Origin of the sequence: Pseudosulfitobacter pseudonitzschiae (assembly GCF_002222635.1) — a bacterium.
In the GTDB taxonomy this organism is placed as follows: domain Bacteria; phylum Pseudomonadota; class Alphaproteobacteria; order Rhodobacterales; family Rhodobacteraceae; genus Pseudosulfitobacter; species Pseudosulfitobacter pseudonitzschiae_A.
This window is the reverse complement of record NZ_CP022415.1, coordinates 2,190,384-2,203,958: the sequence shown is the minus strand read 5'-3', so window position 1 is coordinate 2,203,958 and position 13,575 is coordinate 2,190,384. Positions and strand designations below refer to the sequence as shown.

Annotated in this window: 16 protein-coding genes; 11 read left to right on the top strand and 5 right to left on the bottom strand. The window is 61.3% G+C overall.

Annotated features, from left to right (window positions below; translation table 11 throughout):
- The first annotated feature begins 34 nt into the window (after positions 1–34).
- The 10 genes from cyoE to SULPSESMR1_RS10660 all read left to right on the top strand — a co-directional run bounded on the left by cyoE (position 35) and on the right by SULPSESMR1_RS10660 (position 8,908).
- Positions 35–982, top strand: coding sequence for a heme o synthase (gene cyoE / locus SULPSESMR1_RS10705; RefSeq protein WP_089420806.1), 948 nt, complete (start codon positions 35–37; stop codon positions 980–982).
- On the top strand, positions 973–1,134 hold the full coding sequence (locus SULPSESMR1_RS10700) for a cytochrome C oxidase assembly protein (RefSeq protein ID WP_089420805.1): 162 nt from the start codon (positions 973–975) through the stop codon (positions 1,132–1,134). Before cyoE ends, SULPSESMR1_RS10700 begins: the two co-directional genes overlap by 10 nt.
- Positions 1,131–1,712, top strand: coding sequence for a cytochrome c oxidase assembly protein (locus tag SULPSESMR1_RS10695; RefSeq protein ID WP_089420804.1), 582 nt, complete (start codon positions 1,131–1,133; stop codon positions 1,710–1,712). The genes SULPSESMR1_RS10700 and SULPSESMR1_RS10695 overlap by 4 nt, the downstream gene beginning before the upstream one ends.
- Positions 1,713–1,722: 10 nt before the next feature.
- Entirely contained in the window at positions 1,723–2,532 is an 810-nt protein-coding gene (locus SULPSESMR1_RS10690) for a cytochrome c oxidase subunit 3 (RefSeq protein WP_089420803.1), read from the top strand.
- Between the two features lie 114 nt (positions 2,533–2,646).
- On the top strand, positions 2,647–3,339 hold the full coding sequence (locus SULPSESMR1_RS10685; protein WP_089420802.1) for an SURF1 family protein: 693 nt from the start codon (positions 2,647–2,649) through the stop codon (positions 3,337–3,339).
- The gene (thrC, locus tag SULPSESMR1_RS10680; protein WP_089420801.1) at positions 3,336–4,724 is read left to right on the top strand and encodes a threonine synthase; all 1,389 of its coding nucleotides are present in this window, start codon (positions 3,336–3,338) and stop codon (positions 4,722–4,724) included. The genes SULPSESMR1_RS10685 and thrC overlap by 4 nt, the downstream gene beginning before the upstream one ends.
- Positions 4,721–5,983 (top strand): M16 family metallopeptidase, encoded by a 1,263-nt coding sequence (locus tag SULPSESMR1_RS10675; RefSeq protein ID WP_089420800.1) that lies wholly within the window; start codon positions 4,721–4,723, stop codon positions 5,981–5,983. Before thrC ends, SULPSESMR1_RS10675 begins: the two co-directional genes overlap by 4 nt.
- Positions 5,983–6,567: a GNAT family N-acetyltransferase gene (locus SULPSESMR1_RS10670; protein ID WP_089420799.1), complete on the top strand. Its 585-nt coding sequence runs from the start codon at positions 5,983–5,985 to the stop codon at positions 6,565–6,567. The genes SULPSESMR1_RS10675 and SULPSESMR1_RS10670 overlap by 1 nt, the downstream gene beginning before the upstream one ends.
- A gap of 46 nt (positions 6,568–6,613) precedes the next feature.
- A complete protein-coding gene (locus tag SULPSESMR1_RS10665) occupies positions 6,614–7,441 on the top strand; it encodes an MBL fold metallo-hydrolase (protein WP_089420798.1) in 828 nt (275 codons plus the stop codon).
- A 51-nt stretch (positions 7,442–7,492) separates the two neighbouring features.
- Positions 7,493–8,908, top strand: coding sequence for an FAD-binding oxidoreductase (locus SULPSESMR1_RS10660; protein ID WP_089422281.1), 1,416 nt, complete (start codon positions 7,493–7,495; stop codon positions 8,906–8,908).
- Between the two features lie 79 nt (positions 8,909–8,987).
- Here SULPSESMR1_RS10660 and SULPSESMR1_RS10655 read toward each other — a convergent pair whose 3' ends face one another.
- The 5 genes from SULPSESMR1_RS10655 to SULPSESMR1_RS10635 form a co-directional block, all read right to left on the bottom strand.
- On the bottom strand, positions 8,988–9,518 hold the full coding sequence (locus tag SULPSESMR1_RS10655) for an adenine phosphoribosyltransferase (RefSeq protein ID WP_089420797.1): 531 nt from the start codon (positions 9,516–9,518) through the stop codon (positions 8,988–8,990).
- Between the two features lie 31 nt (positions 9,519–9,549).
- Positions 9,550–10,014, bottom strand: coding sequence for a DUF2269 family protein (locus SULPSESMR1_RS10650; RefSeq protein ID WP_089420796.1), 465 nt, complete (start codon positions 10,012–10,014; stop codon positions 9,550–9,552).
- Positions 10,014–11,270: an SDR family oxidoreductase gene (locus SULPSESMR1_RS10645; protein ID WP_089420795.1), complete on the bottom strand. Its 1,257-nt coding sequence runs from the start codon at positions 11,268–11,270 to the stop codon at positions 10,014–10,016. The genes SULPSESMR1_RS10650 and SULPSESMR1_RS10645 overlap by 1 nt, the downstream gene beginning before the upstream one ends.
- 23 nt (positions 11,271–11,293) lie before the next feature.
- Positions 11,294–12,169: an S-methyl-5'-thioadenosine phosphorylase gene (locus tag SULPSESMR1_RS10640; RefSeq protein ID WP_089420794.1), complete on the bottom strand. Its 876-nt coding sequence runs from the start codon at positions 12,167–12,169 to the stop codon at positions 11,294–11,296.
- Positions 12,170–12,373: 204 nt separating this feature from the next.
- Positions 12,374–12,979: a flavin reductase family protein gene (locus tag SULPSESMR1_RS10635; protein WP_089420793.1), complete on the bottom strand. Its 606-nt coding sequence runs from the start codon at positions 12,977–12,979 to the stop codon at positions 12,374–12,376.
- A gap of 90 nt (positions 12,980–13,069) precedes the next feature.
- Here SULPSESMR1_RS10635 and SULPSESMR1_RS10630 point away from each other — a divergent pair, with 90 nt between their 5' ends.
- Positions 13,070–13,564, top strand: a complete 495-nt coding sequence (locus tag SULPSESMR1_RS10630; protein WP_089420792.1) for a GNAT family N-acetyltransferase — start codon at positions 13,070–13,072, stop codon at positions 13,562–13,564.
- The last annotated feature ends 11 nt before the right edge of the window (positions 13,565–13,575 follow it).

Sequence of the window (13,575 nt, the reverse complement as noted above, 5' to 3'; positions counted from 1 at the left end):
CTGTTCCCGATTTCACATGATGCGTGAGACACCAATGACTGACATCAGCAGCCAGCCACAGGTCTTTGAGGCCGAAGCGTCTTTTGGCGACTATTTCGCGTTGATGAAGCCGCGCGTCATGCAGCTTGTGGTGTTCACCGCTTTGGTGGGCATGTTGGCGGCACCGACGGGTGTGAACCCTGTGGTTGGTTTTGCGTCGATCCTATTCATCGCAATCGGGGCAGGGGCCTCGGGGGCGCTGAACATGTGGTGGGATGCCGACATTGACCACATCATGAAACGCACTGCCAACCGCCCGATCCCTGCGGGCAAGGTCGAGCCGGGCGAGGCGCTGAGCATTGGCGTGGCGCTGTCGGGCCTGTCTGTGATGATGCTGGCACTGTCGGCTAATTTTCTGGCGGCGGGCCTGCTGGCCTTTACCATCTTCTTTTATGCTGTCGTCTATTCGATGTGGCTGAAGCGCTCTACACCGCAGAATATCGTGATCGGTGGCGCGGCGGGTGCCTTTCCGCCTGTGATCGGCTGGGTCGTGGCCACGGGCACCATGTCGGTCGAGGCATGGCTGATGTTCGCGCTGATCTTCGTCTGGACGCCGCCGCATTTCTGGGCGTTGGCGCTGTTCATGAAGTCGGATTATGACGACGCAGGCGTGCCGATGCTGACCGTGACGCACGGGCGCAAATCGACCCGCAAACATATTCTGGCCTATACTGTCCTTCTGGCAGTTTTGGCAGTGGGCACCGCGTTCACCTCGATTGGCGGTCTGATCTATCTGACCACCGCAGTGATCCTCAATGCCCTGTTCCTCAAAGGTGCCTTTGCAATCTGGCTCCGTGACGAGGCACAAGCAGAAGCCGACAGTTACGCTGTAGAAAAGTCGTTCTTCAAGCTGTCGTTGCTGTATCTGTTTCTGCACTTCGGTGCGATTATGGCCGAGGCGCTGCTGCGCAGTTCGGGACTGGGAGGCTGGGGATGGCTTTGAAAGCTGAACACGAAATTCACGGCCGCCGTCGTGGCCGCAATTTGGGCGTCGGCCTGTTGCTGGCGGGGTTTGTGGTGCTGGTTCTGGCGCTGACGGTTGCCAAAGTCACCAGCGGTGATTTCGAAGTGCCACGCGGGGAGACGCTGAAATGAAGCGGTTGCAAGGGCCACAGCGCACGGTTGTCCAACTGGTCGGCGTCGTGCTGGTCATGGGCGCCTTGTCGTGGGCTTCGGTGCCGTTTTACGACTGGTTCTGCCGTGTGACAGGCTTTGGTGGCACACCGGGCCGCGCCGCCGAGGGCGTCGACCACGTCCTCGACCGCGAGATTACGGTCCGCTTTGACGCTTCTGTTGACAGCAAAATGCCGTGGCAGTTCAAACCGGTCCAAACCAAGATGACATTGCGCATCGGTGAAACCGGACTGGCCTTTTTCGAGGCATATAACCCCACCGACCACCCCATCGCCGGATCGGCCAGCTATAACGTCGCGCCCTATTCGGCTGGCGGCTATTTCAACAAGATCCAGTGTTTCTGCTTTGAGGAACAGGTTCTGGCACCAGGGGAGCGCGTGCAAATGCCCGTAACTTTCTTTGTGGACCCCGAAATTGTCGATGACCGCGATGCAAAATACGTGCATACGATCACGCTGAGCTATACATTCTACGAAATCGATCTGCCCGAGGGCTATGCCGCCCTTGACGCAGAGAGCAACGATACCAACCTGAACTGAGGGACTGAACATGGCCCATGCCAAGAACCATGACTATCACATTCTGGCTCCGTCGATCGAGCCGCTGCTGGCCGCGGTAGCCGCCTTTGCCATGCTGTTTGGCGGCGTGCTGTGGATGCACGACGTTACACCTTATCTGTTTCTCGTGGGCTTTGCCGGCGTCCTTTATGTGATGTTTGCTTGGTGGTCCAAAGTAATCGACGAAAGCCACATTGGCGATCACACGCCGGTTGTGCAGATCGGCCTGCGTTACGGCTTTATCCTGTTTATCATGTCCGAGGTTATGTTCTTCTCGGCATGGTTCTGGTCGTTCTTCAAACACGCCATCTACCCGATGGAAGATTACGCCGGTTCGCTTTACGTGGCACCCGAAATCGTTCCGGTTGATGCGCTGCACCTGCCGCTGATCAACACGCTGATCTTGCTGCTGTCGGGCTGTGCCGTGACTTGGGCGCATCACGCGCTGGTCCACGAAAATAACCGCAAGGATCTGATCACAGGTCTGGCGCTGTCGATCATTCTGGGCGTCGCGTTCACCGCGCTGCAAGCCTATGAATACGCACATCTGCTGCACGAAGGCTGGGTATTCGGCGGCGACGAGTTTTATTCCAACTTTTTCATGGCCACAGGTTTCCACGGCTTCCACGTCGTCATCGGCACCATCTTTCTGCTGGTCTGCCTGATCCGCGCGATGAAAGGGCACTTTACCCCCGAACGCCACGTCGGTTTCGAAGCGGCCGCATGGTACTGGCACTTTGTTGACGTTGTCTGGCTGTTCCTGTTCTTCGCCGTTTACATGTGGGGCGTGCCCAGCCCGTAAGATCGAGGCCGGTTGCACATTGCCAGCAAATCCCTAAAACCCGAAAGGCGCGTGGTGTTCCCCGCGCCTTTTGTCATTCTGACGCGCAGCAAAAGACGGGATTGAAGGACAGGTATGGGACGCATTCTGTTTCTGATCAGCATCGGGTTGGGCGGCGCGGCTGTCCTGATCTCGCTTGGCGTCTGGCAGGTCCAGCGGTTAAGTTGGAAACAGGCGGTGCTGGCTGACATCACCACCCGTATTGCCGCAGCACCTGTTGAACTTCCAAGCCAGGCCGATCCGGTGGCCATGAAATACCTGCCTGTCGCCGTAACCGGCACCTTTGACGACCAAGTGATCTATGTGCTGGTCAGCCAGAAACAGATCGGTGCGGGCTACCGTGTGATTTCCCCTATGGTGACGGACGCAGGCCGCCGCGTGCTGATCGATCGTGGCTTTGTGCGCGTAGATGAACGTGATGCGGTGACGACCCCGACAGGTGCTGCATCCGTGACTGGCAACCTGCACTGGCCAGAGGAAATCGACAGCTTTACACCGCAGCCGGATCTGAATGCCAACATCTGGTTCGCCCGCGACCTGCCTGCGATGTCAAAGACACTGAACACCGAACCGCTGTTGATCATTGCACGCGAAACGTCGCTGCCGGACGGCCCCGTGACGCCGTTGCCTGTGGACACTGCGGGCATTCCCAACAATCACTTGCAATACGCCATCACATGGTTTTCGCTGGCCCTGATCTGGGTCGGGATGACATTAGTTTTTGCCCTGCGCGGCAGCCGCCGCCGACCAGAAAGGCCCAATTTGTGAAATATATCTCGACCCGTGGCAAAGCGCCCGAGCTGACATTCGAAGACACCATGCTGACCGGTCTGGCCCGTGACGGTGGCCTGTATGTGCCATCGGAAATTCCGACGCTGTCGCAGGCCGACATCGCCGCGATGGAAGGGCAAAGTTATGAAGAGATCGCCTTTCGTGTGATGCGCCCCTTTGTCGGTGACACGTTCAGCGACGCAGAATTTCGCGGCTGTATCGACCGCGCCTATGCAGGCTTTGGCCACACCGCGCGCGCGCCCTTGGTGCAACTGGATCAGGGGCATTTTCTGCTGGAACTGTTTCACGGACCCACACTGGCGTTCAAAGACTTTGCCATGCAGTTGATCGGCCAGCTGTTCCAGACCGCCCTGACCCGACGCGGCGAACGGGTCACTATCGTTGGCGCCACCAGCGGCGACACAGGCTCGGCCGCCATCGAGGCGTTTCGCGGGTTGGACAACGTCGATGTGTTCGTCCTCTATCCGCATGGTCGCATTTCCGAAGTGCAGCGCCGGCAGATGACCACACCCACCGAAAGCAACGTACATGCGTTGGCTGTGGACGGCGATTTTGACGACTGTCAGGCGCGTCTAAAGGATATGTTCAACGACTTTGAATTTCGCGACGCGGTCAAACTGGCAGGCGTCAACAGCATCAATTGGGGTCGTGTTCTGGCGCAGGTGGTTTATTATTTCTCCTCCGCCGTCTCTGTCGGGGCCCCCCACCGCAAGGTCAGCTTCACGGTGCCCACAGGCAATTTTGGTGACATTTTTGCCGGTTACATTGCCAAACGCATGGGGCTGCCCATTGACCGTCTGGTGGTGGCGACCAACCAGAACGATATTCTCGACCGGTGCCTGAAGGGGCAGGGCTATCACAAAGGTGACACCGTGCCGTCGATCAGCCCGTCGATGGACATTCAGGTATCCTCCAATTTCGAACGTGCGTTGTTCGACGCCTACGGGCGCGACAGCACGGCCGTAGCGCAGTTGATGGACGAGCTTAAAGACGGCGGTTTCGACGTCAGTCAGGGTGCGATGGAAACCCTGCAAGAGCATTACGACAGTGGCCGCGCCTCCGAAGCCGAAACAGAAGCCACCATTGCCACCACCCTGAAAAACACCACCGAACTGCTGTGCCCGCATTCTGCTGTGGGTGTGAAAGTGGCCGGAGACCACCGTATTACAGGCACGCCGATGATAACGCTGGCCACCGCCCATCCGGCGAAATTCCCTGATGCGGTCAAGAAAGCCAGCGGTATTCACCCCCCCCTTCCCCCGCGCATGGAAGACCTCTATGAACGCGCGGAACGGGTGACGCGGGTGGCCAATGACCTCGCTGCGCTCAAGGACCATATCAAGGGACATATCGCACAGTGAGCTTGCAACAGCACCGCCTTGCCAACGGCTTTCGCATCGTGACAGAACACATGCCGGGGCTGGCCTCGGCGTCTATCGGGATTTGGGTCAATGCCGGTGGCCGACACGAAACGCCAAAACAAAACGGCATCGCACACTTTCTCGAACACATGGCCTTCAAGGGCACCGCTAAGCGCAGCGCCCTGCAAATCGCTGAGGCGATAGAGGACGTGGGCGGCTATATCAACGCCTATACCAGCCGCGAGGTCACAGCCTATTACGCGCGGGTGCTTGAGGTGGATGTGCCGCTGGCGCTGGACGTGATCGGGGATATTCTGCTGAACCCGTCCTTTGACAAGAACGAGATCGAGATCGAGCGCGGCGTGATCCTGCAAGAGATCGGGCAGGCGCTGGATACTCCCGACGACGTAATCTTTGACTGGTTGCAGGCACAGGCCTATCCCGAACAGCCAATCGGACGCACGATTCTGGGCCCGATCGAGCGGATCGAAGCATTCTCGCGCAAGGATCTGTCCAAATTCGTGGCCCAGCACTACGGCCCCGAGGAAATGATCCTGTCGGCGGCGGGTGCGGTGGACCACGATTCCATCGTGAAACTGGCCGAAGAGATGTTCGGTGGCATGGTTCCGACTCCGGCGTTCAAACTGGCCCCTGCAAGGTTTCGGGGTGGTGAAGTGCGTCAGGTCAAGGATCTGGAACAGGCGCATTTCGCCCTGGCCTTCGAAAGCCCCGGTTACCGCGATGAAGAGATTTATGTGGCGCAGATCTATGCCAGTGCTCTGGGCGGCGGTATGTCCTCGCGGCTGTTCCAGGAGGTCCGTGAAAATCGCGGTCTGTGCTATTCGATCTTTGCGCAGGCAGGTGCCTATGATGACACTGGTATGATGACCATATATGCTGGCACCAGTGGCGATCAGGTCGCCGCACTGTCGCAGATCACCATCGACGAAATGAAGCGCGCAGCCACCGACATGAACCCCGCCGAAGTGGCCCGCGCACGGGCGCAGATGAAGGCGGGGCTGCTGATGGGGCTGGAAAGCCCGTCCAATCGCGCCGAACGTCTGGCGCGTCTGGTCCAGATCTGGGATCGTGTCCCACCGCTGGAAGAAACCGTGGCGCGGATTGATGCGGTCACCACAGGTGACGTGCGCGAGTTTGCCGAAAATATCGCCGCTGCAGCGCCGGCAGCGCTGGCGCTTTACGGCCCTGTCGACACGGCCCCCACGCTGGAAGCTTTGCAGGAGCGCCGGGTCGCCTGATGTTGCTGTCCAAGCGGAAACTGCGGATCGAAACCGAGCGCCTGACGCTGCGGCCCCCGACCCATGCAGATTTCCGGCCTTGGGCGGCACTGCGCGCACATTCCAAAGACTACCTCAGCCGGTGGGAACCCAGTTGGGCCGAAGATCACCTGTCGCGCAAATCCTTCACCAACCGCGTGTATTGGGCGCAACGGTCGATCGCCAACGGCTCGGCCCTGCCGCTGTTCCTGATCCGCCGCAGTGACGAGGTGCTGGTGGGCGCGATCACGCTGGACAACATCCGGCGCGGACCCTCGCAGGCGGGAACGCTGGGCTATTGGACGGGCCAGATGTTCGCGCGCAAAGGCTATATGCGCGAGGCCATCGAGGCCGTGGTGCATTATGCCTTCACCCGTCAGGATCTTAGCCGGATCGAGGCCGCCTGCCTGCCCGAAAACATCGCCTCGCGCGGGTTGCTGGAAAAGTCTGGCTTCAAATATGAAGGCGTCGCGCAGTCCTACCTGCAAATCGACGGGCGTTGGCGAACGCATGTTCTTTACGCATCCTTGCACCACGACAGGCGCGGACGTACCGATGCAGGATGACTTTGGCGGCTGATGCGCTATCGTGATTTTCAGGAGGGTGTGCCCGATGTTGATCCGACTGCTGACAGCTTTTTCTCTGATAACAGGCGCGACACAGGCCGTGGCCCAGACACCGCCGCGCACGCCCAGCCATTGCATCGCGCTGGCGGGTGAAATCGACGGCGCCGCTTTTGTCCACCGCGCCAGCTATGACACCGAGGTGGCGCCCGAGACGGTCTTGATTCACTACATCGACCACGCCAGCTTTTTGATCCGCAGTCATGGTGGGCTGAACATGGTCACGGATTTCACCGGATATATCGGCAACGTCCCCATGATTCCCGATGTGGTCACGATGAACCACGCCCATGAAACCCACTGGACCGCCTTTCCCGATCCCGCGATCAGCCACGCGCTGAATGGCTGGGGGCCGCTGGGCCAAGGGATCACCCATCATCTGGATCTGGGCGAAGTGCTGGTGCGCAATGTCTCGACCGACATCCGCAGCCAGTACGGTGCGACCGAGGCCAAGGGAAATTCGATCTTCGTGTTTGAAATGGCAGGTCTGTGCATCGGCCATCTGGGGCACCTGCACCACGAGCCGGACGCCGCACAATATGCAGCCATCGGGCGTCTGGATGTGGTCATGGCACCGATTGACGGGGGGATGACACTGGACCTGCCAACGATGACCCGCGTGCTGAAACGGCTGAAGTCATCCGTGGTGCTGCCGATGCACTGGTTTTCCGACTATACGCTGGATGCCTTTCTGACGGGCATGGAGGATACTTTCGCGGTGGTCGAAGTGGGTGGGCCGTCCTTGCAGGTGTCACGCGACCGCCTGCCGTCACGTCCGACGATCATGGTGTTGCGTCCCGAATGGCTGAAGCGCTAGGGCCAGCATTCTACAGTTGCCTTTGCCGTGCTGTGGCAGGATGTTGCAGCCATGACCTTGACTTCACTGACCCCCGAGACCGAACCGCTGCTGACCGCAGTCTTGCCCGCCGACCGCTTTCGCCGCGCCGAAGACCGCTATCTGGAAGAACCGCGCGGGCGCTTTCGTGGCCAAAGCGGCCTTGTGGCGCTGCCGCGCAGTGCGGATGAGGTTGCCACGCTGGTGCGGCTTTGCGCGCGGCACCGTATCGGCATTATTCCCTATGGCGGCGGTACCGGACTGGTGGGCGGGCAGATCATCGAAACAGGCCCCGTGCCGCTGATCCTGTCGCTGGAACGCATGAACGCTGTGCGCGCTGTCTATCCGGATGAAAACGTGGCCATTGTCGAGGCAGGCGTCATATTGGCCGACGTGCAAGAGGCCGCTTTGCAGGCGGGGCGGCTGTTCCCGTTGTCACTGGCTGCCGAAGGCACGGCCCGGATCGGTGGCAACCTGAGCACCAATGCAGGCGGCACCGGCGTGTTACGCTATGGCAATGCGCGCGATCTGTGTTTGGGGCTCGAAGCCGTGCTGCCCGATGGCAGCATCTGGCACGGGCTAAGCCGTCTGCGCAAGGACAACACCGGATACGACCTGCGGCACCTGCTGATCGGGGCCGAGGGTACACTGGGCATCATCACGGCGGCAGCGTTGAAGCTGTCACCACGCCCCGCCTACAGTGGCACGGCGATGCTGGTGGTCGAAAGCCCGGCCGCCGCGCTCAAACTGCTGACGTTGGGCCGTGATCTGCTGGGTGACAGCATCAGCGCGTTCGAACTGATGCACCGTCAGGGGATGGAATTTCTGGCCGAAAAGCTGCCCGACATCCGCCGCCCGTGGGACAACCCGCCGGAATGGTGCGTGCTGGTCGAGGTTGGCGTCACTGCTGGACAGAACCCGACCGACGCGCTGGAACGGCTGTTTGTTGCAGGTGCCGAGGCCGAACTGGTCAGCGATGGCATTATCGCGCAATCCCAAGGCCAGTCGGACGATTTCTGGACCGTGCGCGAACACATTCCCGAAGCCAACCGCCGCGTGGGTTCGGTCAGCAGCCATGACATTTCGGTGCCACTGGGGGCGTTGGCCGAGTTTATCACCAAAGCCAACGCGCGGATTAATGACATCGGCGATTTCCGGATCAATTGTTTTGGCCATGTGGGCGATGGTAATTTGCACTACAATGTTTTCCCGATGCCGGGCAAAACCAAGGCCGACCATTTGGCAGTGCGCGAACAGATCAAGCGATCGGTGCATGATCTGGTGCACGAGTTGGGTGGATCGGTCAGTGCCGAACACGGCATCGGGCGGTTGAAGGTGGGCGATCTGGAACGCTATGGCGACCCTGCAAAGCTGGCGGCGATGCGTGCAATCAAGGGGGCGCTGGACCCTGCGGGGATCATGAACCCTGGCGCGGTGCTGCGCGGGTAGTGGGGCAAAGGAAGGGGCGCTGCCCCTCGGCGCTGGCGCGCCTCACCCCGGAGTTTATCTGGCAAGATGAAGCAGCGGTTCAATCGCCCGCGTAGGCGCACAGGGCCTGCACATCCATGCCCATCCCTTCAAGTCTGGCGCGGCCACCTAGATCGGGCAGATCAATGATAAAGCTGCACGAGGCGATCTTGCCGCCCAGACGTTCGATCAGCTTGATGCCGGCCTGGGCGGTGCCGCCGGTTGCCAGCAGGTCATCAACCACCAGTATGGTTTCGCCCGCCTGAATGGCGTCATCGTGAATTTCGACCACGGCCTCGCCGTACTCCAACGTGTAGGCCTGGGCGATCGTGGCACCGGGCAGCTTGCCCTTTTTGCGGATCGGCACAAATCCTTTGGACAGTTGGTGCGCGATGGCACCGCCAAGAATAAAGCCGCGCGCCTCTAGCCCCACGACCTTGTCGATTTGCAAGCCCGCGTAGGGGTGCAGCATCTGGTCGATAGCCATACGAAAGCCGCGCGCGTCAGCGAACAGCGTGGTCACATCACGGAACATGATCCCCTCGTGCGGAAAGTCGGGGATGGTGCGTATGTAATCTTGGACAGTTTTCATAGAGATTTCCGGATTTCAGGGACGCGCGCGGTCAGCCCCAGAGTGGCGGTCTGTGGACCATAAGCCAGAAGATAGCGACCAGCGCAAGGAAGGCAGGCCAGCCAAGGGCAAACCAGATGCGAAAGGCGCGACGGGCTGCGGCGGGGACGGATGTGGCCTTGGCCGTCAGGTTGCGGATGCGGATTTGCAGGCCGACCACGGGCACCCATGCAACGAAGGCCACGGCATAAAGTGTATAGGTCAGCAGCAACCACGGCTCGGTCAGCGGATAGCCTTGCAGGTGGATCAACCACAGGCCGGTGGCGGGCTGGATCAGCCCTGCGGGCGTGGTGAACAGCCAGTCGGCCACCACCACGCCCGAGGCGGTGCGGTGGATGATTGCGGGATTGTTGCTGCGCATGGCCCAGACCATCTGGAACGCGGTGCCTATTCCCGTTCCGAACAGGACGGTGGACGACAGGATGTGCAGCCATTTGGCTGTCAGATAGGCGTCCATCAGCGTTCTCTTTCCAAAATGGCGGTGATGGCGATCAGGGCCAGCAGCGGGACGTTCTTAAGCAGCCCGCCTAGCGGGAGCAACCACAACGCCGGATTCAGTGCGGTGAACGCGATGGTATAGGTGGCGATCATGAACAGTTGTACACCTGCCATCAGGCGCGGGCGCCATCCGCGCAACAGGGCGGCGGCAATGCCGAGGTCGGCAATGCCACCCGCCCGCGCCATTACGATCAGCAGCGTGTCGGGCAGCGTGTCTGACACCAGCGGCAGAAAATCAGCGGCAGGCAGGGTCAGGCCCAGCACCCCCGAAGCCAGCCACAAGAACGCCAGCACCAGCCGCAACAGGGGCCGCATCAGATACAGGCGTGCGTGCCACAGATCTTGGGTGCCGCTGGGCTGAGCGTGCAGGATAGCGGTGAAAGCGCGCGGCTGTGGTCCGTCCGGCAGGGCGTGGGGGGCGTGGACACCGTGCGACAGTTGGTCGACGGCGACCCGCGAGATCGGGCCAAGACGCATGGCATCGCCCAGCGTGCCCAGCACGCGGGCCAGCGGGCGGGGCAGGGGCACCGTCAATGCCGGGCGCAGGCCCATCCAGCCGCGCATTGCTTGTAGCATTTGCTTTTGGGTCACGGTTTCGGGGCCGCCCACTACATGCGGACCAGTGGCGGGGGGCTGTTCCAGACTGTGCAGCGCGATGGCGGCCAGATCATCGGTGTGGATCGGATTGAAGGGCTGGTCGCCTCTGCCCACCACGGGTGTGACAAGGGGAAGTGCTGCCAGCGCACGGGCCAGCGACGAGCCACCGTAAGAGGTGTGGCCTAGAATCAGACCGGGGCGCAGGATGGTGACGGTGCCGGGGGCCGCTGTCTCGCCGTCGCGCCGATGACGGGCAAAGGGGGTGTCGGCCTCGATGCCGATGGCCGATACCAGAACACCGCGGGCGCCTTGCGCAAGTGCTGCATAGACCGCCGCCGGGGCCGCCACGTGCACGGCGTGCATGTCGGCGTCGGGCCCGCTCAGCAATCCGGCCGCGTTGATGACGTGGACGCCCTCCGCCAACGCGGGTTTCCAGAACGCGGGATCGTGGGTGGCCGGATCGCACAAGTCTGCCCGCAGCGTGGTAAAACCCATGCGGCCCAGCGCCTTTGGATTGCGGGCATGGGCTGTCACCTGCCAGCCTGCGCGGCGCGCAGCAAAGGCGATGTGGCGGCCAATAAATCCGTCGGCGCCAAGGATCAGGACGTGTCGGCGCATAGGGCAGACCTTTGTTGCGGGACTTACGCCAGAACGCGACCTGCGACCGCACCCAGTTTTGCCACCAATTCGGGATCTCGGGCCTCGGGTGCTGTCATGACGGCGTATTCCAACGCACGATCACAGCCGTGCGGGCACGGTGTACGTTCAGACCCCAGCAAGGCAGGGAGTCGTGCAACCAGATTGCGACCCTTGTCGGCGTTGCCGGTCAGGGTGGCGATGATCTGGGTCACATCCACTTCGCCGTGATCGGGGTGCCAGCTGTCATAATCGGTGATCATCGCCACCGAGGCATAGCACAACTCGGCCTCGCGGGCGAGTTTCGCTTCGGGCATGTTGGTCATGCCGATCACGTCTGCGCCCCAGCTTTCGCGGTACATCCGGCTTTCGGCCAAGGTCGAGAATTGCGGGCCCTCCATCGCCAGATAGGTGCCGCCGCGGTGCACGTTGATGCCGGCATCGCGTGCTGCGGTTTCGCAAGCGTCGGACAGGCGCGGACAGGTGGGGTGCGCGACGCTGACGTGGGCCACGCAGCCGGTGCCGAAGAACGTCTTTTCACGGTTCACGGTGCGGTCGATGAACTGGTCGACGATAACGAAATCGCCCGGTGCCATTTCCTCGCGGAACGATCCGCAGGCCGAGACGCTGATCACATCGGTGCAGCCGATGCGTTTCAGCGCGTCGATATTGGCGCGGTAGGGCACCGATGTCGGCGTGTGCACATGCCCGCGTCCGTGACGGGGCAGAAACGCCATTTCGACGCCGTCCAGCGTGCCGGTCAGAATCTGGTCCGACGGCTTGCCCCAAGGGGTGGCGACCTGCACCCATTTGGCGCCTTCCAGCCCGTCGATGTCATAGATGCCAGAGCCGCCGATCACGGCGATGCGGGTGGGTGTCATGAGAGGCGCCTTTTCGTGGGTGGTGTGTCGCGGCAAGCCTAACGTCTGGGGCGTGGCCCGCAAGGTGGATGTTGACGGTGCTGACGCAGGCGTGGTCCGGGGGCTGTCTGCCCCCCGGCGCTGACGCGCCGTCCCCCGAGGATATATTAGAGCCAAAAGAAGCGCGGCGAGAGGGATGGGGGGCGGAGCGTCCTGCCGCCCGGATCAGTCGTCGGGTCGCGTCAGTTCAAATAGATCCTTGACCACGGTATAGTCACGGTATCCAAGGCGCGACAGCGGTTGGTAGGTGGTAATGTCAAACCGTCCGTCCACTATCGTGTCGTCGCGCATGTGGACGCCTGTGACCTCGCCAAAGACGACGTAGTTGGACGCGCCTTCGATCTGCACGATCTGGGTGAGTCTGCATTCCAGTGCGGCAGGTGTGCCGTCGACGCGGGGGCAATCGATGGTTTCGCAGCGCGCGGCGGTGATGCCTGCCTTGGCGAATTCGTCGGTGCCTTTGGGAAATGTCGCCGAAGAGGCGTTCATCGCGTCACGCGCCGCAGCTTCGACGATGTTGACGCAAAACACGCCGGTGGCGCGTATGTTGGCGACGCTGTCTTTGGTGTTGTCCTGATCGTCCTTTACGCCGGTCGATGCGAACATGACCTGCGGCGGCACATAAGCCACGCCGTTGAAAAAGGAATAAGGTGCCAGATTGGGCACGCCGTCTACGTCTTGTGTCGAAATCCAACCAATGGGGCGAGGGGTGACGATGGCGTTAAACGGGTTGTGCGGCAACGGGTGTCCATCGGCGGGGCGGTAAAACATGGGTATGACCTTTCAGTGGGGTTTGGCAAAGGGTTAGCCGCATGATAGGGCAAAAGCCAGCCGGAACCACCTGAGTAAGACCTGCCGCCAATGTACGCCCTGACGCCCGAAACCCGCGATGACTGGTGGGAAGTCGAAGCCTTGTACGACCTGTGCTTTGCGCCGGGGCGCGAGGCGTTGTCATCCTACCGCTTGCGCGACGGTATTCCGCCGGTTAGCGGCCTGAGCCATGTGGCACGGGACCGCGACGGTATTCTGGGCGGCGCAATCCGCTATTGGCCGGTGCGGGTGGGCGGTGCGCAGGCGCTGCTGCTGGGGCCGGTGGCCGTACACCCGACACGGCAAGGCGAGGGCTTGGGCGGATTGTTGATGTATGTGTCATTGCAAGTGGCCGCTGAAATGGGTTGGGAGCGGGTGATGCTGGTGGGCGATGCGCCCTATTACCAGCGCTTTGGCTTTGCGCGGCTGGACCATGTTGTAATGCCGCCACCCACTAATCCCGACAGGGTGCTGGGCCGCGCATTGGTTGCGGGGGCATGGGACGGCGTTCAGGGCGATGTAGCGCGCTGGGACGCTGTCGCCTGACGTGCAGCATT